The sequence below is a fragment of the Phocaeicola sp. HCN-40430 genome (assembly GCF_037890285.1).
Classification (GTDB): domain Bacteria; phylum Bacteroidota; class Bacteroidia; order Bacteroidales; family Bacteroidaceae; genus Phocaeicola; species Phocaeicola acetigenes.
The window spans coordinates 39,370-65,236 of the sequence record NZ_JBBKBS010000010.1 but is presented as its reverse complement, the minus strand read 5'-3'; the positions used below and the strand labels follow the sequence as shown (position 1 = coordinate 65,236).

Here is a 25,867-nt window from a genome sequence, read left to right as displayed (position 1 = left end):
GTTTTAGTTTTTGTCTATATGCTCTTCATTCTGTTCTGGTAATACCTGTTCCGAAGAAGATTCAGCAACACTTTCTTCCTCAGCTTCAGAAGTAACCTTACAAACAGAACCTATCTGATCATTTCGCTTTTCAAGGTCAATCAGACGAACTCCTTGAGTAGCACGACCCATTATACGAACTTCGGCTACTTTCAGACGAATAGTAATACCAGACTTGTTGATAATCATCAAATCATTTTCATCTGTTACTGATTTAATGGCAACCAATTCACCTGTCTTATCCGTAATATTCAGAGTTTTCACGCCCTTACCACCTCGATTCGTTTTACGGTAATCTTCAATATCAGAACGTTTTCCATATCCATTCTCAGAAACAACCATAATTGTTTCTTTCTGAGGATCTTTAATACAAATCATTCCTATTACCTCGTCTTTTCCATCCTCATCCAGTGTAATACCACGTACACCAGTAGCTGTACGTCCCATTTCACGCACTGCACTTTCATGGAAACGGATGGCACGACCATTGCGGTTCGCAATTACAATTTCATTGTTACCGTTTGTCATACGAACTTCAATTACGCGGTCGTCTTCACGTATAGTAATTGCATTAACTCCATTCTGACGTGGACGAGAATATTGTTCCAACAGTGTTTTCTTAATAACACCATTCTTTGTACAGAACAATACATAATGACTATTGATAAACTCTGTATCATTCAAATTCTTCACACGCAGATAAGCTGTTACCATATCATCAGCATCAATATTCAGCAAGTTCTGAATAGCACGTCCCTTCGATGTCTTATTGCCCTCCGGAATTTCATATACCTTCAGCCAGTAACATCTACCTTTCTGCGTAAAGAACATCATCGTATTATGCATTGTAGCAGGATAGATGTGTTCGATGAAATCCTCGTCACGAGTTTCACTACCTTTCGAACCTACTCCCCCACGATTTTGGGCACGGAATTCAGAAAGTGGTGTACGTTTGATGTATCCCAAATGAGAAATTGTAATAACCATCTCATCATCTGCATAGAAATCTTCCGGATTAAATTCTTCCGAAGCATAGACAATTTCCGAACGACGTTTGTCACCGTACTTTTCTTTCACTTCTATCAATTCATCCTTAATGACTTTCTTACACAACTCATCATTAGTCAAGATTTCTTCGTAATATTGAATTTGCTTCATCAGTTCCTCATATTCAGCATGCAACTGATCCTGCATCAAACCAGTCAACTGGCGCAAACGCATTTCTACGATAGCACGTGCCTGAATTTCAGACAACTGGAAGCGTGCCATCAAATTAGATATAGCCTCATTAGGAGTTTTGGCCGCACGAATAATACGAATTACTTCATCAATATTATCCGATGCAATAATCAAACCTTCCAAAATATGAGCGCGTTCCTTCGCCTTACGCAAATCAAACTGTGTACGACGAATAACCACTTCATGGCGGTGTTCTACAAACAGACGAATTAAATCCTTCAGATTCAGCAGCTTAGGCCGTCCGTGTACTAATGCAATATTGTTTACACCAAATGAGGTCTGCAATGCAGTCATCTTGAACAATTTGTTCAATACTACACTAGCGTTGGCATCACGTTTTACATCAATTACGATGCGCATACCTTCACGGTCGGATTCATCGTTTACATACGAAATACCTTCAATTTTCTTTTCGTTTACCAAAGAAGCAATATTTTCAATCAGCTCCTTCTTATTTACGTTATAAGGTATTTCATTAACGATAATTTTATCGTGTGTAGGGTGTGATTCTATATCTGTTTTGGCACGCATCACCACACGTCCCCTACCGGTTTCGTATGCATCACGTACCCCACTGATTCCATAAATGTATCCTCCAGTCGGGAAGTCCGGTGCTTTTACATATTGCATCAGGCCGTCTACATCTATTTCATTATTATCGATATAAGCAACACAAGCGTCAATAACCTCTGCCAAATTATGTGTAGGCATATTGGTAGCCATACCCACAGCAATTCCAGATGCTCCATTTACCAAAAGATTCGGAATACGGGTTGGCATCACAGTTGGTTCCTGTAAGGTATCATCAAAGTTATTCTGGAAGTCCACAGTTTCTTTATAAAGATCCTGCATCATCTCTTCACCTATTTTTTTCAGACGAGCTTCCGTATAACGCATGGCAGCAGGACTATCACCATCAACCGAGCCGAAGTTACCCTGTCCATCTACCAACGGATAACGCATTGCCCAATCCTGAGCCATACGTACCAATGCACCGTACACAGAAGAGTCTCCATGCGGATGATATTTACCTAATACCTCACCTACGATTCTCGCAGACTTTTTATATGGTTTGTCTGAAGTATTTCCCAGTTCCATCATTCCGTACAAAATACGGCGATGCACAGGCTTAAAACCATCTCTTACATCTGGGAGGGCGCGTGCTACGATTACAGACATAGAGTAGTCGATGTACGACGACTTCATTTCCTCTTCGATGTTGATTTTTATAATTCTGTCTTGCTCTTGCATTTAAATTAAATTTATTATTATATCTCTTTAGTTCGATTGTTAAAAACCATGCTAAAGTACGACTTTTTATTGAATTGGCAAAACAAAAGCTCCAAGTTTTAAGAAGCATTCTATTTTTCAAAAGAAGAAAGAAAAACACTGTTTACGAACATAAAAAAGAACTTCCACCATAAAAAACACGTACAATATACACATTCTTTCCTACCCCGAAAATCTCGTTGCATAACAAACCACTTCATTCTAAATCATTTAAACATCTACACATAGAAAGTAAACAAAAGAGCCACTACACGAAGATTAAACAATCAAAAAATTAACTTTCAGAACATAAAAACGCAATTTTCAAATTACAGCAAAAAAAACAACAAAATGGCACACTATTTGTTAAATACAAATAATAGAACTTTGGTTCTATATTTATAATGTATATTTGCACATTGGAGAAACATGAATTTTATGGACAATCAAAATCAATTTACGCCACGAGTATCCGATATCATAGTATACAGCAAAGAGGAAGCCAACCGACTACGTAACAAGTATATCACCCCAGAACATTTGTTACTAGGTGTAATACGTGAAGGTACAGGAAAGGCTATTGAAATTTTACAAGATTTATACATTGATTTGAAAACTGTAAAGAAGGAACTTGAAGCCTCTTTGCGCGAAGAAGTTGATGAAACAGATACATACAACGAGAACATTGGTTTCAACGATCTTACAGCCAAGCTGCTTAAAATGAGTCTATTGGAGTCTCGCCTTATGAAATGTAAGTTCGCTGACACAGAACATATTTTATTAGCAATTATGAGAGAAAGCCAAAGCAAAGCATGTCAAATATTAGAAGAACATGAAGTTACTTATCAGAAAATAAGAGATCGTCTTATTCCTAAATCAGAACCTCAAAGTGGTCTTGATTTTGGAGAAGAAGAGGAAGAAGAGGAAGGAATCCGCCGACATGGAAACGAGAACAACTCCCCTTTTGAATCTGATACACAACAAACTACCCGTACCCGCCAACAAAAACCTACTAACGACACCCCTGTACTCGATTCATTCGGTACCGACATGACAAAAGCCGCTTCAGAAGGCAAACTAGATCCGGTAGTAGGACGCGAAAAGGAAATTGAACGTTTAGCACAGATTCTAAGCCGAAGAAAGAAAAACAACCCTATTCTGATAGGCGAACCGGGAGTCGGTAAATCTGCCATTGTAGAAGGACTGGCATTACGCATTGTGGAAAAGAAAGTATCACGTATCCTGTTCGACAAACGCGTGATAGCCCTTGATATGACTGCCGTTGTAGCAGGAACCAAATACCGCGGACAGTTTGAAGAGCGAATCCGTTCTATCCTTAATGAGTTGAAAAAGAACCCGGATATCATCTTGTTTATCGACGAAATCCACAATATTGTAGGTGCAGGATCTGCTGCCGGTTCTATGGATGCAGCCAATATGCTGAAACCGGCGTTAGCCCGAGGAGAAATACAATGTATCGGTGCTACTACATTGGACGAATACAGACAAAATATCGAAAAAGACGGAGCTTTAGAGCGACGCTTCCAAAAAGTATTAGTAGAGCCTACTACTCCCGAAGAGACATTGCAGATTCTGAAAAATATTAAGGAAAAATACGAAGAGCATCACAACGTAAACTATACAGAGGAAGCCCTTGAGGCATGTGTCAAATTGGCAGACCGCTATATAACCGACCGCAACTTCCCCGACAAAGCGATTGATGCTTTGGATGAAGCAGGTTCACGTGTGCATCTGACCAATATCACCGCGCCCAAAGAACTGGAAGAGCAGGAAAAGCTGATTGAAGAAACCCGTAACCATAAAAACGAGGCAGTACGTTTACAGAACTTCGAATTAGCTGCCAGTTTCCGGGATCAGGAAAAGAAATATATAGAGAAACTGGAGGAGATGAAGCATGCGTGGGAAGAGAGCTTGAAGGGAAACCGAGAAACAGTAGACGAAACACAGATAGCAGATGTTGTTTCAATGATGTCTGGTATCCCGGTACAACGCATGGCACAAGCCGAAGGAATCAAGCTTCGTGGAATGAAAGAGGAGTTGCTGTCTAAAGTCATTGCACAGGATAAAGCCGTAGACACCCTGGTGAAAGCTATCCGCCGAAGCCGTGTTGGACTGAAAGACCCTAACAAGCCTATAGGAACATTTTTGTTCTTAGGACCTACCGGTGTAGGTAAGACACACTTGGCCAAGGAATTATCTAAACTTATGTTTGGCTCTGCCGATGCACTGATTCGTATCGATATGAGCGAGTACATGGAAAAATTTACAGTGTCTCGTCTTGTAGGAGCTCCTCCGGGATACGTAGGCTACGAAGAAGGTGGACAACTGACAGAGAAAGTACGACGCAAACCCTACTCCATCGTATTGCTGGATGAAATAGAGAAAGCGCACTCCGATGTATTCAATCTTCTACTTCAGGTAATGGATGAAGGAAGACTGACCGACAGTTACGGACGGACAGTGGATTTTAAAAATACAGTTATTATTATGACTTCCAACATTGGCACCCGTCAACTTAAGGAGTTTGGAAAAGGTATTGGATTTGCAGCCCAAACACGCATCGACGAAAAAGAGCATTCACGCAGCGTAATCACCAAAGCACTCAATAAATCGTTTGCTCCGGAATTCATCAATCGTTTGGACGAAATCATCACTTTCGACCAGCTGGATATAGAAGCACTCCAGAAAATTGTCGAAATTGAATTAAAAGGGCTATATAAACGTATTGAAAATCTGGGATATAAGCTTTCTATCGACGAAGAAGCAAAGCGCTACGTAGCTTCTCAAGGATATGATGTACAATTTGGTGCACGTCCTTTGAAACGGTCTATCCAAAACAATCTGGAAGATGGTTTGGCCGAACTGATACTGAATGAAGACCCTCAAAGCGGTGATACATTACATGTTTACATGGATGAAAACGGAAAAGAAATCCGCATGAAGGTAGAGAAATAAGTTTTATTGGCTTGAATACAGACAAAATGTCAGACGATATTCGTCTGGCATTTTTTTTGCGATAAATACCACGTAAATTAGAAAACATAATAATTAAAACTTATTAAAGATATGCAGAAAGGTAACATTGGGGTTACTACTGAAAACATATTCCCCATCATCAAAAAGTTCTTGTACAGCGATCATGAAATATTTCTTCGCGAATTAGTATCAAATGCCGTAGATGCAACCCAAAAGTTGAAAACATATGCTTCTAAAGGTGAATTCAAAGGAGAAATGGGCAATCTTACCATCCATGTAAAGGTAGACAAGGAAACAATTACCATTTCGGATAGAGGTATTGGTCTGACAGCTGAAGAAATCGAAAAATACATCAACCAGATTGCATTCTCAGGTGCCAACGATTTCCTTGAAAAATATAAAGACGATGCCAATGCCATTATCGGACACTTTGGTTTGGGATTCTACTCAGCATTCATGGTAGCCAAAAAAGTAGAAATCGTAACTAAATCTTATAAAGAAGGGGCACAAGCTGTAAAATGGACTTGTGACGGAAGTCCTGAGTTTACACTGGAAGAAACCGAAAAGGCAGACCGAGGTACAGATATTATCCTGTATATTGACGATGATTGCAAAGAATTCCTTGAAGAATCTCGTATTCAGGGATTGCTGAATAAATACTGCCGTTTCTTAGCCGTACCGGTAGCATTTGGAAAGAAGAAGGAATGGAAAGACGGAAAGCAGGTAGAAACAGAAGAAGATAATCTGATAAACGATACATGCCCTATTTGGACTAAAAAGCCAAGCGAACTGCAAGACGAAGACTACAAAAAGTTCTACCGTGACTTGTATCCAATGTCGGACGAACCTTTGTTCTGGATTCATCTGAATGTAGACTATCCATTCAACCTGACTGGAGTGCTGTACTTCCCGAAAATCAAGAGCAATATTGATTTACAGAAGAACAAAATCCAATTGTACTGCAATCAAGTATATGTAACTGATTCTGTAGAAGGTATTGTACCCGACTTCCTGACACTGCTTCATGGAGTAATCGATTCTCCGGATATTCCGCTGAACGTATCACGTTCTTACCTGCAAAGCGATTCGAATGTGAAGAAAATCTCTACCTATATCACTAAAAAAGTAGCAGACCGCTTGCAGTCTATCTTTAAGAACGACCGCAATGAGTTTGAATCAAAATGGGATGACTTAAAGATTTTCATCAACTACGGAATGCTTACTCAGGAAGATTTCTATGAGAAAGCAAACAAGTTTGCCCTACTCAAGGATACAGACGGAAAATATTATACATTCGAAGAGTATCAGACGCTGATTAAAGACAACCAGACAGATAAAGAAGGAAACCTTATTTATTTGTATGCAACCAATAAAGACGACCAGTATACTTACATTGATAGTGCAAAGAACAAAGGCTACAACGTATTAATTATGGATGGTCAGCTTGATGTTCCTATGATTAATATGTTGGAACAGAAGTTGGAAAAGAGTCGTTTCACTCGTGTAGACAGCGATGTAATCGACCGTCTGATTGTGAAAGAAGAGCAAAAAGGCGAAGAACTGGCTGCTGATAAACGTGAAATGCTGGCAACTGTATTCAAAGGACAACTTCCTAAGGTACAGAAAACAGAATTCCATGTAGAAACTCAAGCCATGGGAGAAACTGCAGCTCCGATTATCATTACTCAGGCCGAATATATGCGACGTATGAAAGAAATGGCTTCTATACAGCCAGGTATGAGTTTCTATGGAGAAATGCCGGATATGTTCAACCTTGTATTGAACAGCGACCACAAACTGATTAAACAAGTACTGGAAAATGCAGAAAGTTCTTGTTCTGAACAGTTGGTTCCTGTTGAATCGGAAATTGCGATGTTGAAACTGCGTCAAAGCGAGTTGCACAAAGCACATGAAGGCAAAAAAGACGAAGAAATTCCAACAAGCGAAAAAGACGAACTGAACAACATTGACAAGAAACTGGAAGAACAGAAAAACCAGAAAGATTCAATCATCAGTACTTATGCAGCAGGAAATAAGGTTGTACATCAGTTGATAGACCTGGCACTGCTTCAAAACAATATGCTGAAAGGAGAAGCTCTGACCAATTTTGTAAAACGAAGCATTGAAATGATTTAACAATATTCGTTTTGTGATATAAAGCATAAGAAAGACTAAGGTAAATCCCCTTACTTGATATGATATCTGTATTATCATGCTCAAGCAAGGGGATTTTTTTATCGTCTTTAATAAAAACCCGACATTATTTGATGTCTGAATCACTTTTTCACTATCTTTGGAAGAAACGTTGTAACTTACATTTTCCGAATGAAAAAAATACTCTATATTTTTTGTTGCCTGATACTATGCACATATTCTCTTAAAGCCCAAAAAGTTGGACTGGTATTAAGTGGTGGTGGAGCCAAAGGAATCACCCACATTGGTATTATCCGTGCTTTAGAGGAAAACAATATTCCGATAGACTATATTACAGGCACCTCCATGGGAGCGATTGTCGGTTCACTCTATGCAATGGGATACTCTCCCGACGACATGGAAAAGCTTTTAAAATCGGACGACTTCAAACGCTGGTATTCGGGTAACATTGAAGAAAAATACATTTACTATTTCAAACGAAACGCCCCAACTCCCGAATTTATAAACATACGAGTATCTCTTAAGAACCCCTTAAATAAGGTAAAAACACAGTTTTTGCCTCCCAGTGTAGTGGATCCTACACAAATGAATATTGCTTTTTTAGAGCTTTTCGGACAAGCGACAGCTTCTTGCCAGGGTGACTTCGACAAACTGTTTGTCCCTTTTCGCTGTGTAGCTTCGGATGTATACAATAAACGTCCGATTATCTTCCGAAAAGGAGATTTAGGGGATGCAGTCCGCGCCTCCATGAGTTTTCCTGCCATGTTTAAGCCCATTGAAATCGATTCTGTGTTAGCATATGACGGAGGTATCTACAATAATTTCCCTGTCAATATCATGACTGAAGACTTCCACCCGGATATTATCATAGGAAGTGTAGTCAGCTCCAATCCCGGAAAACCTGAATTGGGCAATATTATGGGACAACTTGAAAATATGATCATGCAAAAGACAGACTATACCCTTCCCGATTCGCTGGGTATTCTGATGACTTTTAAATACACAGACGTCAACTTAATGGACTTTAAGCGTTTTGACGAACTGCACGATATCGGATACAACCGTACTATCCAACTGATGGATTCTATTAAATCCCGTATTTCCCGCCGCACCAATTACAGACAATTGGAACGCAAACGTATGGTATACAAAAATTACATGCCCGAACTTCGCTTTCGGAAAATTATAATCCATGGTGGTAATGAACAGCAGAAAAAATATATTGCCAAAGAATTTCATTCCTCAGAGAATGAAATTTTTTCTCTGGAAGATTTTCGTGTAGGATATTTCCGGTTAATGTCGGACAATATGATATCTGAAATCATTCCCCATGCAATATACAACAGTTCTGACCATACTTTCGATCTTGACTTAAAAATTACCATGGCAGATGATCTTTCTCTTCGTGTAGGGGGAAATATAGCCTCCAATGGCTCCAATCAGATCTATGCGGGTGCTACTTATTATAACCTGAACAATTATGCGAAAGAACTTTCATTAGACGGACATTTAGGTCAGATTTATAACAGCATACAAATTGCAGGAAGACTGGACCTCCCTACCCATCTGCCTACATCCTGCCGTCTGGTAGCTTCACTATCCTCTTTTGATTATTTTAAGCAGGAAAAACTATTCACTACTGGAAGTACGGCCGTATTCAATAAAAAGAAAGAAGATTTTGTCAAGCTCTTTGTTTCTTTTCCCTTTTTAAGCAGACAAAAGGCTGAGTTTGGTATAGGTATAGCCAAATTGCAAGACCAATACTTCCAAACCAACGTGATAGATTTTAATAATGCCCAACACGACCGTAGCCGCTACACTATTTTTGGCGGTTCAGTAGCTTTAGACGGAAACACATTGAACAGCCGGCAATATGCAACCGAAGGACGCAGAGAAAGACTTGTTGCGCAAATCTATACCGGCACAGAACGTTATCGGGCGGGAACAGAAGCATCCGACCCATACAAAGGAAGCTATAAGTATATCCAGTCGTGGTTGCAATTGTCGTACGAAATGGAACGTTACTTCCCTTTAACATCGAAGTTTTCTTTGGGAAATTACATCAAGGCCTATTACTCTTCCCGAAACTTCAGTCACAACTATACGGCTACTATGATGCAAGCTGGAGAGTTTGCCCCAACTGCACATAGTAAAATTACCTACAACGAAGCTTTCCGGGCTAATCAGTTTATCGGCGCGGGTATCATGCCGGTGTATCAAATTACTCCGGTTTTCCAAGTTCGTACAGAAATCTACGGATTTGCCCCCATATTCCCTATAGAAAGAGACCAATCTTCGAATGCTACTTATGGAAATTTATTTCATCGGATAGAATATATGGGAGAATTATCTTTAGTGGTTAAGTTACCTTTCGGGGCTATCAGCGCCTATCTAAACCACTATAGCTCACCATCTAAGAACTGGAATATAGGTATTACATTAGGATGGCAAATATTCAATTCACGATTCATGGACTAAAAAAGTTCACAAAAAAGTTGCCCTAATATTTGGATATGTCATAAGAAGTCCATACCTTTGCACCCGTCAAACAAAAAGATATGGCCGCGTAGCTCAACTGAATAGAGTAGCTGACTACGGATCAGCCGGTTACAGGTTTGAATCCTGTCGCGGTCACTCTTCTTTGAAATGACAGTTTTAGAGTTTGGTCGCGTAGCTCAACTGAATAGAGTAGCTGACTACGGATCAGCCGGTTACAGGTTTGAATCCTGTCGCGATCACTCTTCTTTGAAATGATTGAAAGTTTTGGCCGCGTAGCTCAACTGAATAGAGTAGCTGACTACGGATCAGCCGGTTACAGGTTTGAATCCTGTCGCGGTCACTCTTTCTGGAAATGATTTATGTTTGGCCGCGTAGCTCAACTGAATAGAGTAGCTGACTACGGATCAGCCGGTTACAGGTTTGAATCCTGTCGCGGTCACAAAAGAAACCACCTCAAATTTATTTTGAAGTGGTTTCTTTTTTTAGTATCAGATTAAGCGATTTGAATATTTCCCCTAAAATAAGATTGTCCCAATCCAATTTAACTGCAGAAAAAATACGACTCATTATCATGAATACGAATTCATGATTCTATTTACCCATTAGAATCGACGACGTCGGCTATACAACCGCCCACGTTGAATGTACAGACAACGACGACAACTCTGCAATCAACGACGGGAATTAAAGCTCTCTACACTCCTTATCACCTGTCTATTCCTGATCCATCATTATCTGCCAGGAAAGGCAGTAAAGACAAAACAAAAAGGCCACCCCAAAATTGAGATGACCTTTTCCTATAATTTCTTCTACTGATTTTAGACTGAAGCTTGTTCTTCTTTCAGAATGGCAATAGCTTTATCAAGCACTGTGGTATCATCCAACATTACCAAACCTCCATCCGGTCCGGGTTCCAAATGAATACCTACACTTTTACCATCTTTAAAATTGTGTCCTCCAAAAAAGTTACGTACAGTTTCAACACTTATATTTAACTCATCGGCAATACGATGCATACTGCCACTGGGTAATGAATCTTTAATTTTACGAAGTTCATTAAAAGTTATTGTTCTGTTCATAGTAGTCTAAGATTTTTAAGCGTTAAACAGATTAATTGTTAAATCACGATATAAAGTTAGTGAAAGAAAATAAATATCCAAATTAAAAACAGAGATTTTTTAATCTTAGCAATTTACTCCAACTACCATTCCTGCCACCACAGCATAAAAATAGGTCACCAGTAATACCATATGCAAAACCTGAATATCACTTATCTCGTATCTGCTGCTTGTATACTGAGTAGACACATATCCTTGCGACTGAAAGAAATATCTCTTCTGAATATAAGTATACAGCAGATATAGCAAAACTGAAACAATGCTTCCCACCAATGCACCACACAAAATATCACCAGGATAATGAACGCCCAGATAAATGCGGGAATACGAAGGAATAAAAGCCCATCCCAACATCATAATGGTAAGCCATTTGTTGCGGATAAGTAAAGATACAAACACTGCTACAGCAAACGTATTTGCCGCATGACTGGATATAAATCCATACATTCCACCTCTATATCCATTCACAACATCTACCAAATACATTAATTCAGGATCCTGAGCCGGACGAAAGCGGGCAAAATAAGGTTTGCAAATACCTGAGGCTATTTGATCTGCAAAAGTAATAGCCAAGGCCAGCATTACAATAATAGTAATACTTTGTGCCAATTTGTTATTCTTTAAAATAACATATAACAATATAATAGCGGAAGGAATCCATGTCTTTGTATCGGTTACAACAGACATGAATCCATCCCAAAACAAAGAATCACTTCCATTAAGGAACAACAGTAGTTCTTTATCTTTATCTATTAATTGCTGAATATCAATCATCTCAGATAATTTCTATGGTACTTGTTTGAACCCATCCCTTTTTGCCGTCTTCAAGGCGGATTTCTTTCCACTCTCTCATAGAGTCATCCTCCACGTATACTTTTGTACCTTCGTGTAGCACAAATAAATCTGTACCACTCTCGTTAGGAGTACTTTTTACGGTCAGACTAGGACTCATCACAATAGCTCCCGTACGGTTTATCAGTTCTGCCTTTTGTGAGCTGGCAAAAATATTAACTCCAATAACTATCAACAAAAATACAACAACTCCTGCAAATCCTATTTTCTTATACAAAATACGACGCCCGAAGATATATACAATCAACGACACCAGCATAAGCCAGAAAGACAAGATTCCTGTCACCCCCCACTCTTTCTCGCTCATTACATTAATCAGAGAATTCATCCAGGTTACAATGAATACCTCGCTTACAGGAGTTATCTGGTCTACGGTTTTACTTCTGGCCATTTCCAGATTAAAGCGAATGTCAGCATCTCCCGGACTTAAAAGTAAAGCACGTTCATAATTCAGAACCGCCTTTGCGATATTCTTTTCCTTATAATAGCTGTTTCCTAAATTATAATATACATCGGCAGATTCTCCTTCTGTATTTAAGATTGCCTCATATTTTTCTATTGCAGCTGCAAAATCATTCGCCTGGTACGCCTGGTCCGCTTCCTCTTTTGTGACAGCTGCATTTATAAATTGAGCAATTCCTAATAATAAAATCAACACAATAGATAGCTTCTTCATTTTTTCTCTTTCTCCTATCCTTTTAATGTTTAATACTACCTTCCATCTGGCTTATTACATCAATAGCTGCCGTATAGACTTTATCCATCGCTTCATTTTCATTTCCCGGAGCATAACGTGCAAATTCACATTCATTCAGCGCACCGATAAACTTCTGAATCAATTCATCTGATACACCATATTTTACCAGTTCAGATTCAATATTGTCTTTCGACAATTGAGATACCGGAATGCACAATTTATCACTGATGTATCCCCACAATGCCTTCAAGACTTCATCATAAAACTCATTCTTCTTATTTTCTGCCAACAGCTTACCTGCAAACTTCATACGTTTGCTTGCAACTTTATTAGCTTTCTTTGTCTTCACTTTTGCAATATTGGCATTTTCCAATGCTTGCTTTCTATAGATAATTGCAAAAGCAACAAACAATACAAAAGGAATGATATACCACAAATAATACCCGAATGTTCCAAAAAAGAAATCACCCTTTGGAAGCAATTTTGTATTACCTAACTTGATGAAACGGATATCCTTACCTAATACTTTTACATTTTCTTTATTTGTAAAATCGGCTATTACCTGATCTGCATTTCCTTCTCCTTTTGCAACATGCAACTGATAAGCTTCAGTTTTCAAGGTTTTATACGATTTTGTTTTCAGGTCGAAATATGTAAATTCTACAGGAGGGATAGTAAAATCTCCTGCATGACGAGGGATAGCAAGATACTCTATAGTCTGAGTTCCAGTCAAACCATTCTGCGTCAATTGGAAGTTATTTTCTGTTTTCGGATCATATACCTCAAAATCTTGTGGAAATTTCACTTCCGGAGCACTGATTAATTTCATATTTCCAGTACCCGACAAAACCAATTTGATAGTGACTGCATCATTGGTTTTTACTTCCTTGGCATTGATTGAGGATGAAAGTGTAAACTCTCCTACACCACCCGAAAAACCGGCAGGTTTAGCGGGAAGAGACTGTACATTAATTGTCAGTTTCGGTGTAACAATCTTCTTCTTTACTTCTACATAACCGCCTCCATTGAAGAAATCGAAAGGATCGTCCGATACAGTACGTTGTGCGACAACTCCATCAAAGGTAATTGGAGGAATTTCTAACTTACCTGTCTGTTGAGGGAATAAGATATACTGACTCCATACTGTTGTGTTATAATTGCGTCCTTTGTAATGCTCCAAAGAGAAAGTTTTCTGCTGAGGTAATTCCACTTCCTGAGTATGGAACCCTTTCAAATCCGGCATTTTACCATAAAGCTGACGAAGATTTACCAAGGTATAAACCTTGTAGGTCAACAAAATAGCTTCTTGTTCATGCACTGTAGTCTTACTGGCCGTTGCTGTAATAAACAGGTCTTTATCTGTAATACGGCTACCTGCAATCTGGCTTCGTGAAGAAGATGCAGAGCCACCTTGTCCACTCTGCCCTGAATTTCCGGCAGTTTTGTCTTGAGGAAGTACCTTAATCGTTACTGGATTAGAAAACACTTTCTCTTTATCAACTTCAATACTTGCAGACGGAATGGTATATGTTCCTTCTTTTCCAGCCATCAATATATAGGTATATGTGATGGAACTGCTGGAAGAAACCTTACCATTTATAATTTGGGTACTACTTTGCTGTGAACGGCTCGGCCCCATCAATACATCAAATCCGCTAATAGAAGGCATACGGAAGTCCTTCACTTTTTGCGTATTGACTGTAAAAGTCAAACGAAACTGATCGCCGCTTACCACTACATCAGGAGCTTCGGCTTTAAAAGTAACATTTTTGTCTGCCTGTACCTGTAATATGGATACAAACAACAACAATAAGAAGATAAATTTCCTCATTCGTATAATTTCTTTTTAAATTGTCTTTATAATTACCAATCTTTCTCCAGCTTGCGTCCCTGTACCTGAATGCCTTTCTTTACTTTATCCTGCACATTTTTTTCATCTTGCATGACTGCATTCAGCAATTGCTCTGCATTTTCTTTCGACATCTGGTCTTTATTTTGCTGCTGTTGTTGGTTTTGCTGCTGATTTTTATTCTGCTGATCTTGCTGCTCTTTATTTTGCTGCTTATCATCTTGCTTCTGATCCTGCTTTTGTTCCTGGTTCTGTTGCTGATCCTGCTGTTGTTGCTGATCTTTCAACAGTTTTTGAGCCAAAGCCAAATTATAGCGAGTCTCATCATCTTTCGGATTATTGCGCAAAGCCTGTTTATATGCCTCGATGCATTGAGGGTATTGCTTGGAGGATTGCAGAATCACTCCCATATTATGATAAATCTGTGCTAACTTCGATTTATCTTTTTCTATCCGGGAAGCAGCCTCAAATTGTTCCATAGCTTCTTTTGCTTTCTGCTGCATCAGCAAAGAATTACCCAAATTATACATCGCATCCGTAGAATTAGGATCCTGTTCTAGCGCTTTACGATAATCAACTTCAGCTTTCACAAACAAACTGTCCTGATACAATTTATTACCACTACGCAAATAATCGCGTACTGTTTTTTGCCCATAAGTTGTACCGGCAGCTAATGCAAAAGCAGCAACAATATATAATTTCTGTAACATATCAGTCTCATTTAAAGAGTTTCACATTCTTGAACAACGGATTCTTACGTTCCAGAATCAACAATTCAGCTATCAATAAAATCAAAGCCAGCCATGCCAAAACCTGAAACTGTTCATCGAATTCTGTAAAGACCTGAGTTTCGACATCGGCTTTTGCCAATTTATTGATCTCTGCATTCAATGCCTTTTCTGCGTTGTTTGTATTATCCACCCGCACATATATGCCATTTCCTGCTTTCGCAATTTCCTGACACATCTGTTCATTAAGCCGAGTCACGACAACATTACCGTCTTTGTCTCTGCGAAATTCATTAGTACCTTCCATCGGGATAGGCGAACCATCGGGTGAACCCACTCCCAATACAAATACACGTATTCCCTTTTTGGCAGCTTCCTGGGCAGCCTCTATTGCTCCTCCTTCATGGTTTTCTCCATCTGTAATCAGAACGATTGCACGTCCTACATTTTCATTCGGAGTAAAACTTTTCATGGCCAAGTCTATTGCTCCACGTATATCTGTACCTTGAGTTGAAATCAAAGACGGATTAATTGTTTCAAGGAACATCTTCGCTGATACATAATCGCTTGTAATAGGAAGTTGTGTAAATGCCTCTCCGGCAAACACAATCATTGCGACTTTATCGTTATTGAATGTTTCCACCAATCTGGAAATCAGCTTTTTCGACTTATCCAAACGACTGGGAGTCACATCTTGTGCCAGCATAGAATTTGAAATATCCAATGCTACCACCGTTTCCACTCCCTGACGTTTTACGGTTTCCATCTTAGAGCCGAACTGTGGTCTGGCTAACATAAGAATAACCATCGTCAATGCCGCAAACATCAACCAGAACTTAACATCCGGACGATACTTAGACACATCCGGCATCAGATGAGCCAATAAGTCAGGATCACCATACAAGCGAATTTTTTTTCTGCGTCTATAATTGGAGTATAAATAAAGTATTACCAATACCGGCAATATAATCAACAGATATAAATATAAAGGTTCTCCAAATCTAAACATAGTATTTTTTGTTTTTAAGGTATTTTCTTTAATACCGTATTACGTAAAACAATTTCCAGCAAAATACAGATAAAAGCTATCAAAGCATAAAGCTGATATGCTTCTTCACGTTTGCTGAACTCTTTCACATTAAGTTTGGTTTTCTCAAGCTTATCAATCTCTTCGTACACTTCTTTCAGTTTAGAATTGCTGGTTGCACGATAATAATTTCCATTTGTCGTACCTGCAATCTGTGTCAAAGTCTGCTCGTCAATTTCTACAGGAACATTTACATATTGTACTCCGGCATAAGTCTGCATCGGATAAGGTGCTGTACCGTTTGTTCCAACTCCAATTGTATAAACTCGAATGCCAAATTGCTTAGCAATCTCTGCTGCAGTCAACGGAGAAATATCTCCTCGATTATTACTACCGTCTGTCAGCAGAATAATAACTTTCGACTTTGCTTTGCTGTCCTTTAATCTGCTAATTGCATTGGCAATTCCCATACCAATAGCTGTACCATCTTCAATCAAACCACGCTGAGCAATATCCCCTTTTATTCCATTGAAAAGATTCAATAATACACCATGGTCTACAGTCAACGGGCATTGGGTAAATGCCTCTCCTGCAAAAATAGTCAGCCCTATATTATCATTCGGACGTCCGTTAATAAATTCCGAAGCAACTTGCTTTGCAGCTTCCAAGCGGTTAGGCTTTAAATCTTCTGCCAACATACTGGTAGACACATCGACAGCAAGCATAATATCAATACCCTCTATTTCCGTATTCTGCCAGTTGTCAGTAGTTTGTGGGCGCGCCAATACAAGTACAATCATCACAAAAGCAACAATACGCAGTAAAAACGGTGCATGAAGCAAATATACCTTCCATGTCTTAGGTACATTCATATACATGCGGGTTGTAGAGACTTGAAGCGTTGGTTCTGTTTTTTTCCTCCGCATGAAGTACCACACCACATAGGGTATCAGCAAAATCAGTAAAAACAGATATTCAATATTTGCAAAAATCATAACTTCAATATTTTAATATCAGAAGAAAAGGCTAATAATATGACGAATAGCCACATACAACGCAATCAGCGCTCCTATTCCAGCCACAGCAATACAGCAAATCAATGCTATACGTCCTTGCTTTGACCGCTTTTCCTCTACTTTGATTTCTGTTGGTTCTTTCTTTGCATTAGGATCTTCCTCTATCTTAGTCTGATTAATAAAATCCACAGCATTCAAAAGATTCATATCATTTTCATTCATCAAAGGTGCATATTTGGCAAACTTAACCAAATCGGCCACTTCAAACAAATTACGAAGATCCTTAATGGAATCTTTATCTTTTTCCTGCAGCAAATGTTCGATAATCTCGGAAGAAGTCATTTCCAGTGCATTAAAACCAAAACGATCTTTTATATAAGCTCGAATAGCATCAGTCAGTTCAGTATAATACATCTTCGGATCATTCTGACGCCATGACTGGTTCGACTTAATTTCTTCGATTCTTTTTAAGGCTGTCTGATGAGGAGGAAGTTTGGGTTCCACCTTAATAATCTTAATGATAGGCTTGTTATTACGATAACGTATTACAAGGAATACTGCAACAGCTCCCAAAATCAACATTAGAACTGAAGAATATACCAAAGGAGCGATATCACTCCAGATAAGAGGTACTTTCCGGATTTCCTTAGGTCCAAAGAACTGATCCGGATGTAATGTATCTACTGGTATGGAGTACACCTTCAGAGCCAAAGCTTCCGATTGATACTGTTTATCATTCACCATTACTTTCATTGGTGGAAGATAATACAAAGCCGAATCGAATGAAGTGACTGTATATTCTTGTGAAATCAGCCAACGTTTATTATCATTCAGCAACTGAGTATCAGGTTTTGCTACATCTACAATTTCTACGCCACGTACAATTGTGTCACTAAACAAAGGTAAACGCAACTTCTGATTTGCGTCCATGCTTACCTGTAACTTTATCTTCGCCTGTTCGCCAATTAGAAGTTGTAAAGAATCAATAGTAGCTTCCACCGTCACCTGAGCATGCACAAATGATGTTCCAGCAAACAGAGATACGGCACATAGCACAACTTTCAGATACTTTCTACAAGTATTAAATAAAGAATATTTCATTATCTTCCTCAATTTCGTTTAGCAAATAAATTAAGTAAAGCCTTTACATAATCTTGGTCTGTACGTACCGATACGGAATCTACATTACAATGAGTAAACACATCGTTCAGTTTTTCCTTACGTTCTTTCCACCAAGCATGATGCGCTGCACGTAACGATTTCGAAGAAGTATCAATCCATTGTTCGTGTCCGGTCTCAGCATCACAAACTTTCATCAAACCAACATCCGGAAGTTCTTCCAAACGACGGTCGTATACCTGGACAGCCACAATATCATGTTTACGGTTGGCTACAGTCAGTGCATTACGAAAATCCTTATCATCGATAAAATCACTAAGCATAAAAGCCGTACACCGTTTCTTCAATACATTGGTCAGGTACTCTACAGCACACTGTATATTGGTACGCTTACTTTCCGGATGAAAATCAAGCAACTCTCGAATAATATACAGAATATGTTTTCTTCCTTTCTTTGGAGGAATGAATTTCTCTATCCGGTCGGAAAAAAATATAACACCGATTTTATCGTTGTTCTGAATAGCAGAAAAGGCAAGTGTAGCCGCAATCTCTGCCACCATATTTTTCTTTGTCTGTTTCACCGTACCAAAATCCAAGCTATTCGAAACATCTACCAACAGCATTACCGTCAGTTCACGTTCTTCTTCGAATACTTTTACAAAAGGTTTATCAAAACGAGCTGTTACATTCCAGTCAATATCACGTACATCGTCTCCATATTGATACTCACGCACTTCCGAAAAAGCCATACCCCTACCCTTAAAAGCTGAATGATATTGGCCGGCGAAGATATTATTGGAAAGCCCTCTTGTTTTAATTTCGATCTGGCGAACACGTTTTAGTAGTTCACTTGTTTCCATTTTTCTGAAATTAATCCGATTATTCCAGACTTGCTTATGCAAATCTGGAATAACCTTATTTAACTTGAGAATTTCTCACTTCAAACATCCATTTTGCCTTAAGTCTAAAAAAACAAGGCAAAAAGTCAAGATTTAATTAGGGCACTTCAACCTTATTCAGAATCTTACTTACAATTTCATCCGAAGTAACATTGGTTGCTTCAGCTTCGTAAGTCAATCCAATACGATGACGCAATACATCATGAGCCACAGCACGAACGTCTTCCGGAATCACATAGCCACGGCGCTTGATAAACGCATAACTGCGTGCAGCAAGAGCCAGATTGATAGAAGCACGTGGAGATCCACCAAAGCCGATCAAACCTTTCAGTTCTTTCAAGTCATATTTTTCAGGATAACGAGTTGCAAATACGATATCAGCAATATATTGTTCTATTTTTTCGTCCAGATAAACTTGGCGTACCACTTTGCGTGCCTCTATAATATCTTCCGCTTTCAGTACAGGACGTACTTCAATTTTTTCACCTGTAATATTCTGACGAATAATTTTCTTCTCTTCTTCCAGTTTCGGATAATCAATAATAACCTTCAACATGAAACGGTCTACCTGAGCTTCCGGCAATGGATAAGTACCTTCTTGTTCAATAGGATTCTGAGTAGCCATTACCAGGAACGGCTCTGGCAAACGGAATGTTTCCTTACTCAAAGTAACCTGACGTTCCTGCATTGCTTCCAACAGAGCACTCTGTACTTTTGCCGGAGCACGGTTGATTTCATCGGCCAACACAAAGTTAGCAAAGATAGGTCCTTTTTTAGCGATGAATTGTTCATCCTTCTGGCTATATATCATAGTTCCGATTACATCGGCCGGAAGTAAGTCAGGGGTAAACTGCACACGACTATATTTTGAATCAATCAGTGAGGCAAGTGTTTTTATAGCCAAGGTTTTTGCCAATCCTGGAACACCTTCCAACAAAATATGTCCATCAGACAACAAACCAATTAACAAAGATTCTATCAAGTGTTTCTGACCGACAATGACTTGATCCATTCCTGTCATCAGATTAGTAACAAACGCACTCTGACGTTCTATGCGCTCGTTTAGTTCTCGAATATCAATAGCTTCAGCCATAATTTTATTGTTTTACTGTGTTTTTTATCTTCTTTATTTTTATTGCAGCCAAAAATACGGCATTATATTAACAGCAGCAACTAATTTTTATTAAAAAATATTGCCTACACAGTAAATATTTAATTTGGAAGAGAGCAAAAACAAAAGCAAAATTCATTCAAAAAGACAGAAAAATGAACAAAATCACACTCTTTCTATTCTCTTCCGATACAATAATGGCTTATTTTCGAGGAGTCAGTTCAGGAATATTAATAATCAATCCAGCCGGCACATTGTTCGGATCCTTGATAATATTTGCATTATGCTTCACCAAATAAGGCCATAATTTTTTATTGCCATAGAATTTAAGTGCAACACGGACCAAAGTCTCTCCCTCTCCAATTGTATATGTGAATTTAGTACCTGAAATTACATATTCCACTGTATCTGAAAGACTTTCTGCGGTTTGTTTTGAGGATTTTGCTCCGACTACTTGGCCTTTTGCAGTAGACTCTGCAGAAACCTTATTTCGCTCAGAGGATTGCTTCAACGTATCCTTTTTCGGTATTATTTGTTCTACTTTAAGTGTATCAACCACAGACTCCGTTGGAACCTGCTTCAATACAGCCGAACTATCCTTGCAAGATGAATTAGATAAAGGTATTGCCTCCTGCTCTTTCACTAAAGAAGACAAGTAAGCTTCCGGAATATACCTCCGTCCAGAAAGTAGTCCCCAAATAATTCCACCACCAAGAATTACTCCAGCCAAAAGTACAGACGCAATCATACACCAAGGCAAACGAGTTTTCTTGTCCTCCTCCAAATTCAATTGCGTTTCCTCTTTATGTTCTGCAATATTTTCTCTTTCTTCTGTTTCCTTTACAAGGGGAACATCCTTAGAGACTTTATTTTCCTGCGTTTCTACGACAGTTAAATCTTGTGATTGCTCTGCCGGTTCCACTTCAGAAACAATTTCCTGTTCTTCATTTTCTTCTGTTTCCTCTTTCTCTATGCTTGAAACTTCTTCCAAATCGTCAAAATGAGTATTTTCATTCAACACGACTGTTTCAAAATGAGAAAAAGGTTTATTTACCAATTCCCGCAACGAAGAATCAGGAAGAAAAGAAATGCGAGAATGGCTTTGTATTCTAATACGTTCTCCCGTATTTATATCAACACTTTCTCTCTCCTCTATTTCTATCAGCTTAAAGGTTCCCAATCCTTTAATTTTGACATATTTATCCTTTTCAAGAGCTTCCTCTATCAAGCTCAGCACAGTCTTCACGAAGACCTCGGCATCCGTTGTCTCCATCTGATGACGCTGCGCTAACAATCCTATCAGATCTTGTAAAGTTGTTTTATCATTCATCAAACGAATTCTTTTTAAACTTTTCCTTTAATAATGGACTGGGCTTATAATTCAATGTCAATTTTGGAGGTACCAGCAGACGCTGTTTAGTAACTGGATTTACAGAAATACGCTCCAACCTTTTTTTCACCTCGAAAGTTCCGAATCCCTGGAAAGTCAATGTTTTTCCTTCCAGCAATTCTTCTCCCATAATATCCACCAAAGACGCCACCAGACGGGTAGCATCTTTGTTGGTATATCCTAAGCGGCGAGACAATTCGCCGATAAACTCTTTATGATTCATGTCTTCCGCTTTTATCCTATATTATACTAATGATGCATACAAATCGAAATCATCGGCATCATAAACCTTCACCTGATAGAATGAACCTATCTGAAGAGAATTCCCTTCTGCCTTAATCAATACTTCAGGATCCACTTCCGGAGAATCAAATTCAGTTCTACCAATATAGTATTCCCCTTCCATACGGTCTATAATCACCTTCATCTCCTTTCCGATTTTGGCATGACTTAAGTCAGCAGAAATTTCCTGCTGCATTTCCATTAATTCATCCAAACGCTGCTGTTTCACATCCTGCGGAATATTGTCCTCGTAGTGTTGAGCAGAATAAGTTCCTTCTTCTTCAGAATATGCAAAAGCTCCCATTCTATCAAAACGTGCTTTATGGACAAACTCCTTCAGTTCCTCGAAATCCTGTTCTGTTTCTCCAGGATGTCCTACCATCAAAGTGGTACGTAAGTGGATGCCCGGAACTTCTTTTCGGAATTGCTCAATCAAAGCATAAGTCTCATCCTTTGACACATGACGACGCATTTTCTGTAGCATATTATCGCTAATATGCTGCAAAGCAATGTCCATATATTTACAAACATTCGGATTTTCACGCATTACCCGGAACAATTCAGTCGGGAAATGAGCTGGATAAGCATAATGCAAACGAATCCACTCTACACCAGGGATTTTTGCCATCTGGTCAATCAGTTCCGGAAGCATTTGCTTTTTATACAGATCTACTCCATAGTAGGTCAGTTCCTGAGCTATTACCTGAAACTCTTTTACCCCTTCGGAAACCAGCAACCGCACCTCATCCAATATCTCTTCCATAGGTCGAGATACATGGCGCCCTGTTATAATAGGAATGGCACAATACGAGCATTTACGGTCGCATCCCTCCGATATTTTCAGATAAGCATAATGCTTAGGAGTTGTCAGGTGTCTTTCTATGGCAAATTCAGAATGATAAGCTTTTCCCAAATCAGCCAGCAATTCATTCCAGTTGAATTTTCCATAAAACTTATCAACTTGAGGAATCTCCATCTGCAATTCTTTTAAATAGCGTTCAGACAGACATCCCATCACATAAAGTTTTTTCAGTCTACCTTCCTCCTTGGCCTGGCAAAACTCCAGAATCATATTAATAGATTCCTCCTTAGCATCACCAATAAAGCCACAAGTATTAATTACCGCAATTTCTCCCTGAGGATTTTCACTATCATGAGTTACTTTATAGCCGTTTGCTTCCAGTTGCTTCATCAACTTTTCAGAATCAACCAGATTTTTCGAACACCCTAAAGTGATTATATCTACTGTATTTTTTTTCATTTATCTGTATTTGAGCCAAACAATGATTCCACAAATTCTTTCCGGCGGAATATTTGCAAATCTTCAATACCCTCACCCAGTCCGATATATTTAACAGGAATTTTAAACTGGTCTGAGATACCAATTACAACACCACCCTTAGCAGTACCATCCAACTTGGTTACTGCCATAGCATTTACCTCTGTAGCCAGCGTAAACTGTTTAGCTTGTTCAAAAGCATTCTGTCCGGTAGAGCCATCCAATACCAACAAAACTTCATGAGGTGCATCGGGAACGACTTTACGCATTACGTTCTTGATTTTGGTAAGCTCATTCATCAATCCTACTTTATTATGCAGGCGACCGGCAGTATCAATAATTACCACATCTGCATTATTAGCCACAGCAGAACTCAAGGTATCGAAAGCAACAGATGCCGGATCGGCTCCCATACGCTGCTTGATTACCGGAACATCTACACGTTCTCCCCAAATCACCAACTGCTCTACAGCTGCAGCTCGGAAAGTATCGGCAGCTCCCAGATAAACCGATTTACCAGCCTTCTTAAATTGATAAGCCAACTTTCCTATGGTTGTAGTTTTTCCAACTCCATTTACCCCCACAACCATAATCACATAAGGATGTTTCCCTTCAGGAACAGAAAATTCATCAGCATCTACTGTGTTATTTTCAGTTAATAAGGCGGCAATTTCTTCTCTCAGAATATTATTAAGTTCCTGAGTATTCACATACTTATCCTGTGCCACTCTTTTTTCTATACGCTTAATAATATTCAGAGTTGTTTCCACCCCTACATCGGATGTAATCAGGACTTCTTCCAAATTATCCAATACTTCATCGTCTACTTTAGATTTGCCTGCCACAGCACGCGCAATCTTACTAAACACACTCTCTTTGGTCTTGGATAACCCCTTATCTAAGGTCTCTTTCTTTTCTTTTGAGAAAAAACTAAAAAATCCCATACAAATCAATAATTATCTATTAATAGCACAAAGATAAAACTAATCTCGTACACACACAAAAAAAGTTCCTTCCATTTAACAATGGAAGGAACTTTTACTAGCAAATTATATTAGCTAAATTATTTCTTGAAAAATTCCTGTACTTTTTCATTAGGAACCATCTGTTCATCAAATACGTAAGCACCAGTTTTAGGAGACTTAACCATTTTGATAACCTTAGTATAAGAACGTCCTTCTTTACCTGTCTGAAGGGTTGCGACTGTTTTCTTTGCCATGGTCTGTTATTATTTAATTTCTTTATGAACTGTAACTCTTTTCAAAATAGGATTGTACTTTTTCAATTCCAATCTTTCAGTGGTATTTTTTCTGTTTTTAGTTGTAATATAACGAGAAGTTCCCGGCATACCACTATCCTTCATTTCTGTGCATTCAAGGATTACCTGTACTCTATTTCCTTTAGCTTTCTTAGCCATAGTCTTTCTCTCCTTTTAATTAACCAATAATTTTGATAGTTTTCCAATCACAGTAACCTTTAGCAACTGCTTCATTCAGCGCTGCGTCCAGGCCTTTTTTGTTAATAACTCGCAAGCCGTTAGCACAGATATTCAGGCTAATCCAGCAATCCTGTTCTACATAGTAGAATTTCTTAGTAAACAAGTTCACATCGAAAGTTCTTTTAGTTCTTCTCTTTGAGTGTGAAACATTGTTGCCAATCATGGCTTTCTTTCCGGTAATTTGACAAATTTTCGACATTTCTATCTGATTTTTTATAGTTTTATTCTTGGTTCTCTCAAACGGAGTGCAAAGTAAGTCATTTTATTTTATATATACAAGTATTTCAGCAACTAATTATGTTTTACAACTCATTTTCTTGCTTTTGACAGATATCCAAAAGCAATTGAAGCGTCTTTTTGGTTGCCGATTGTATATTTTTATCCCGTCCGTTATCTTCTGTTAATTTAGCAGTGACAATCTTGTCTTTACAACCTGCAGCCACCCAAATAGTACCGACAGGCTTTTCCGGTGTACCACCTGCAGGACCAGCAATACCCGAAGTAGCCACAGCAAAATCTGTATTGAATACCTGCATTGCACCTTTTACCATTTCTATGACTGTTTCCTCGCTGACAGCCCCGTAAGTTTCCAATGTCTCAGCTTTCACCTGCAAGATATTTTGCTTCAGTTCATTTGCATAAGCCACTATACCCCCTTTATAAAAATGAGAACTTCCCGGAACAGCTGTAATAATAGCTGCTACATTTCCTGCAGTACAACTTTCTGCTGTAGAAAGTGAAAAACCTTCCTTCCAAAAGATTTCACTAATTTCCTTACTTAATATTTTCGTCTCTACTGACATAA

22 protein-coding genes and 4 tRNA genes are annotated in these 25,867 nt (G+C 38.8%); 7 read left to right on the top strand and 19 right to left on the bottom strand.

The annotated features are described in order from the left end of the window. Positions 1 to 3: 3 nt before the first annotated feature. Positions 4 to 2,529 carry a DNA gyrase subunit A gene (gene gyrA / locus WKU26_RS06275; RefSeq protein WP_340321308.1) on the bottom strand — a complete coding sequence of 842 codons (2,526 nt, stop codon included), beginning with the start codon at positions 2,527 to 2,529 and terminating at the stop codon, positions 4 to 6. A gap of 456 nt (positions 2,530 to 2,985) precedes the next feature. On the opposite strand from gyrA, the gene WKU26_RS06270 reads away from it, so the two are divergent. From WKU26_RS06270 to WKU26_RS06240, 7 genes are all read left to right on the top strand, one after another. Then, positions 2,986 to 5,523 (top strand): ATP-dependent Clp protease ATP-binding subunit, encoded by a 2,538-nt coding sequence (locus WKU26_RS06270; protein WP_340321307.1) that lies wholly within the window; start codon positions 2,986 to 2,988, stop codon positions 5,521 to 5,523. A 111-nt stretch (positions 5,524 to 5,634) separates the two neighbouring features. Then, the gene (gene htpG / locus WKU26_RS06265) at positions 5,635 to 7,680 is read left to right on the top strand and encodes a molecular chaperone HtpG (RefSeq protein ID WP_340321306.1); all 2,046 of its coding nucleotides are present in this window, start codon (positions 5,635 to 5,637) and stop codon (positions 7,678 to 7,680) included. Positions 7,681 to 7,869: 189 nt separating this feature from the next. Then, the gene (locus WKU26_RS06260) at positions 7,870 to 10,176 is read left to right on the top strand and encodes a patatin-like phospholipase family protein (protein WP_269876415.1); all 2,307 of its coding nucleotides are present in this window, start codon (positions 7,870 to 7,872) and stop codon (positions 10,174 to 10,176) included. An 82-nt stretch (positions 10,177 to 10,258) separates the two neighbouring features. Further along, positions 10,259 to 10,332: transfer RNA gene (locus WKU26_RS06255), tRNA-Arg, on the top strand. Positions 10,333 to 10,362: 30 nt separating this feature from the next. Then, positions 10,363 to 10,436, top strand: a tRNA-Arg gene (locus tag WKU26_RS06250). A gap of 27 nt (positions 10,437 to 10,463) precedes the next feature. Further along, positions 10,464 to 10,537 (top strand) — tRNA-Arg (locus WKU26_RS06245). A gap of 25 nt (positions 10,538 to 10,562) precedes the next feature. After that, positions 10,563 to 10,636: transfer RNA gene (locus WKU26_RS06240), tRNA-Arg, on the top strand. A gap of 379 nt (positions 10,637 to 11,015) precedes the next feature. Here the strand turns inward: WKU26_RS06240 and WKU26_RS06235 are convergent. From WKU26_RS06235 to WKU26_RS06150, 18 genes are all read right to left on the bottom strand, one after another. Next, positions 11,016 to 11,276 carry a DNA-binding protein gene (locus WKU26_RS06235; RefSeq protein ID WP_178265470.1) on the bottom strand — a complete coding sequence of 87 codons (261 nt, stop codon included), beginning with the start codon at positions 11,274 to 11,276 and terminating at the stop codon, positions 11,016 to 11,018. Positions 11,277 to 11,381: 105 nt separating this feature from the next. Further along, positions 11,382 to 12,086 carry a phosphatase PAP2 family protein gene (locus WKU26_RS06230; protein ID WP_340321337.1) on the bottom strand — a complete coding sequence of 235 codons (705 nt, stop codon included), beginning with the start codon at positions 12,084 to 12,086 and terminating at the stop codon, positions 11,382 to 11,384. Positions 12,087 to 12,090: 4 nt separating this feature from the next. Beyond that, complete coding sequence (locus tag WKU26_RS06225) at positions 12,091 to 12,843, bottom strand: tetratricopeptide repeat protein (protein ID WP_340321305.1); 753 nt, start codon at positions 12,841 to 12,843, stop codon at positions 12,091 to 12,093. 22 nt (positions 12,844 to 12,865) lie between these two features. Then, the gene (locus tag WKU26_RS06220) at positions 12,866 to 14,695 is read right to left on the bottom strand and encodes a BatD family protein (protein ID WP_340321304.1); all 1,830 of its coding nucleotides are present in this window, start codon (positions 14,693 to 14,695) and stop codon (positions 12,866 to 12,868) included. Positions 14,696 to 14,727: 32 nt separating this feature from the next. Then, positions 14,728 to 15,423: a tetratricopeptide repeat protein gene (locus WKU26_RS06215; RefSeq protein WP_178265467.1), complete on the bottom strand. Its 696-nt coding sequence runs from the start codon at positions 15,421 to 15,423 to the stop codon at positions 14,728 to 14,730. A gap of 7 nt (positions 15,424 to 15,430) precedes the next feature. Then, the gene (locus WKU26_RS06210; protein WP_178265466.1) at positions 15,431 to 16,450 is read right to left on the bottom strand and encodes a VWA domain-containing protein; all 1,020 of its coding nucleotides are present in this window, start codon (positions 16,448 to 16,450) and stop codon (positions 15,431 to 15,433) included. 14 nt (positions 16,451 to 16,464) lie between these two features. Further along, positions 16,465 to 17,463 carry a vWA domain-containing protein gene (locus tag WKU26_RS06205; RefSeq protein WP_340321303.1) on the bottom strand — a complete coding sequence of 333 codons (999 nt, stop codon included), beginning with the start codon at positions 17,461 to 17,463 and terminating at the stop codon, positions 16,465 to 16,467. Between the two features lie 18 nt (positions 17,464 to 17,481). Further along, the gene (locus WKU26_RS06200) at positions 17,482 to 18,585 is read right to left on the bottom strand and encodes a hypothetical protein (RefSeq protein WP_340321302.1); all 1,104 of its coding nucleotides are present in this window, start codon (positions 18,583 to 18,585) and stop codon (positions 17,482 to 17,484) included. Positions 18,586 to 18,593: 8 nt separating this feature from the next. Continuing rightward, positions 18,594 to 19,463 (bottom strand): DUF58 domain-containing protein, encoded by an 870-nt coding sequence (locus tag WKU26_RS06195; protein ID WP_269876420.1) that lies wholly within the window; start codon positions 19,461 to 19,463, stop codon positions 18,594 to 18,596. Positions 19,464 to 19,599: 136 nt separating this feature from the next. After that, positions 19,600 to 20,595 carry an AAA family ATPase gene (locus tag WKU26_RS06190; RefSeq protein WP_178265462.1) on the bottom strand — a complete coding sequence of 332 codons (996 nt, stop codon included), beginning with the start codon at positions 20,593 to 20,595 and terminating at the stop codon, positions 19,600 to 19,602. A gap of 220 nt (positions 20,596 to 20,815) precedes the next feature. Continuing rightward, complete coding sequence (locus tag WKU26_RS06185; RefSeq protein ID WP_340321301.1) at positions 20,816 to 21,943, bottom strand: HU family DNA-binding protein; 1,128 nt, start codon at positions 21,941 to 21,943, stop codon at positions 20,816 to 20,818. Continuing rightward, a complete protein-coding gene (locus WKU26_RS06180; protein WP_340321300.1) occupies positions 21,936 to 22,226 on the bottom strand; it encodes an HU family DNA-binding protein in 291 nt (96 codons plus the stop codon). The genes WKU26_RS06185 and WKU26_RS06180 overlap by 8 nt, the downstream gene beginning before the upstream one ends. A 21-nt stretch (positions 22,227 to 22,247) precedes the next feature. Then, on the bottom strand, positions 22,248 to 23,546 hold the full coding sequence (rimO, locus tag WKU26_RS06175) for a 30S ribosomal protein S12 methylthiotransferase RimO (RefSeq protein WP_340321299.1): 1,299 nt from the start codon (positions 23,544 to 23,546) through the stop codon (positions 22,248 to 22,250). Beyond that, positions 23,543 to 24,508, bottom strand: coding sequence for a signal recognition particle-docking protein FtsY (gene ftsY, locus WKU26_RS06170; RefSeq protein WP_340321298.1), 966 nt, complete (start codon positions 24,506 to 24,508; stop codon positions 23,543 to 23,545). The genes rimO and ftsY overlap by 4 nt, the downstream gene beginning before the upstream one ends. 119 nt (positions 24,509 to 24,627) lie before the next feature. Continuing rightward, positions 24,628 to 24,783 carry a DUF4295 domain-containing protein gene (locus tag WKU26_RS06165; RefSeq protein WP_269876425.1) on the bottom strand — a complete coding sequence of 52 codons (156 nt, stop codon included), beginning with the start codon at positions 24,781 to 24,783 and terminating at the stop codon, positions 24,628 to 24,630. 9 nt (positions 24,784 to 24,792) lie between these two features. Next, on the bottom strand, positions 24,793 to 24,981 hold the full coding sequence (gene rpmG / locus WKU26_RS06160; RefSeq protein ID WP_005841291.1) for a 50S ribosomal protein L33: 189 nt from the start codon (positions 24,979 to 24,981) through the stop codon (positions 24,793 to 24,795). Between the two features lie 19 nt (positions 24,982 to 25,000). Further along, positions 25,001 to 25,261 (bottom strand): 50S ribosomal protein L28, encoded by a 261-nt coding sequence (gene rpmB, locus WKU26_RS06155; RefSeq protein ID WP_007569552.1) that lies wholly within the window; start codon positions 25,259 to 25,261, stop codon positions 25,001 to 25,003. Between the two features lie 103 nt (positions 25,262 to 25,364). After that, positions 25,365 to 25,865, bottom strand: a complete 501-nt coding sequence (locus WKU26_RS06150; protein ID WP_269876434.1) for a CinA family protein — start codon at positions 25,863 to 25,865, stop codon at positions 25,365 to 25,367. Positions 25,866 to 25,867: the final 2 nt, after the last annotated feature.

What these genes read in the sequence shown, in the direction of transcription:
- WKU26_RS06205 (WP_340321303.1), bottom strand. Translation starts at nt 17,463, where the DNA reads ATGATTTTTGCAAATATTGAATATCTGTTTTTACTGATTTTGCTGATA.
- gyrA (WP_340321308.1), bottom strand. Translation starts at nt 2,529, where the DNA reads ATGCAAGAGCAAGACAGAATTATAAAAATCAACATCGAAGAGGAAATG.
- WKU26_RS06260 (WP_269876415.1), top strand. Translation starts at nt 7,870, where the DNA reads ATGAAAAAAATACTCTATATTTTTTGTTGCCTGATACTATGCACATAT.
- WKU26_RS06270 (WP_340321307.1), top strand. Translation starts at nt 2,986, where the DNA reads ATGGACAATCAAAATCAATTTACGCCACGAGTATCCGATATCATAGTA.
- WKU26_RS06185 (WP_340321301.1), bottom strand. Translation starts at nt 21,943, where the DNA reads ATGAATGATAAAACAACTTTACAAGATCTGATAGGATTGTTAGCGCAG.
- WKU26_RS06225 (WP_340321305.1), bottom strand. Translation starts at nt 12,843, where the DNA reads ATGAAGAAGCTATCTATTGTGTTGATTTTATTATTAGGAATTGCTCAA.
- WKU26_RS06190 (WP_178265462.1), bottom strand. Translation starts at nt 20,595, where the DNA reads ATGGCTGAAGCTATTGATATTCGAGAACTAAACGAGCGCATAGAACGT.
- WKU26_RS06195 (WP_269876420.1), bottom strand. Translation starts at nt 19,463, where the DNA reads ATGGAAACAAGTGAACTACTAAAACGTGTTCGCCAGATCGAAATTAAA.
- WKU26_RS06235 (WP_178265470.1), bottom strand. Translation starts at nt 11,276, where the DNA reads ATGAACAGAACAATAACTTTTAATGAACTTCGTAAAATTAAAGATTCA.
- WKU26_RS06220 (WP_340321304.1), bottom strand. Translation starts at nt 14,695, where the DNA reads ATGAGGAAATTTATCTTCTTATTGTTGTTGTTTGTATCCATATTACAG.
- rpmB (WP_007569552.1), bottom strand. Translation starts at nt 25,261, where the DNA reads ATGTCGAAAATTTGTCAAATTACCGGAAAGAAAGCCATGATTGGCAAC.
- WKU26_RS06210 (WP_178265466.1), bottom strand. Translation starts at nt 16,450, where the DNA reads ATGTTTAGATTTGGAGAACCTTTATATTTATATCTGTTGATTATATTG.
- ftsY (WP_340321298.1), bottom strand. Translation starts at nt 24,508, where the DNA reads ATGGGATTTTTTAGTTTTTTCTCAAAAGAAAAGAAAGAGACCTTAGAT.
- rpmG (WP_005841291.1), bottom strand. Translation starts at nt 24,981, where the DNA reads ATGGCTAAGAAAGCTAAAGGAAATAGAGTACAGGTAATCCTTGAATGC.
- WKU26_RS06180 (WP_340321300.1), bottom strand. Translation starts at nt 22,226, where the DNA reads ATGAATCATAAAGAGTTTATCGGCGAATTGTCTCGCCGCTTAGGATAT.
- WKU26_RS06150 (WP_269876434.1), bottom strand. Translation starts at nt 25,865, where the DNA reads ATGTCAGTAGAGACGAAAATATTAAGTAAGGAAATTAGTGAAATCTTT.
- WKU26_RS06165 (WP_269876425.1), bottom strand. Translation starts at nt 24,783, where the DNA reads ATGGCAAAGAAAACAGTCGCAACCCTTCAGACAGGTAAAGAAGGACGT.
- rimO (WP_340321299.1), bottom strand. Translation starts at nt 23,546, where the DNA reads ATGAAAAAAAATACAGTAGATATAATCACTTTAGGGTGTTCGAAAAAT.
- htpG (WP_340321306.1), top strand. Translation starts at nt 5,635, where the DNA reads ATGCAGAAAGGTAACATTGGGGTTACTACTGAAAACATATTCCCCATC.
- WKU26_RS06215 (WP_178265467.1), bottom strand. Translation starts at nt 15,423, where the DNA reads ATGTTACAGAAATTATATATTGTTGCTGCTTTTGCATTAGCTGCCGGT.
- WKU26_RS06200 (WP_340321302.1), bottom strand. Translation starts at nt 18,585, where the DNA reads ATGAAATATTCTTTATTTAATACTTGTAGAAAGTATCTGAAAGTTGTG.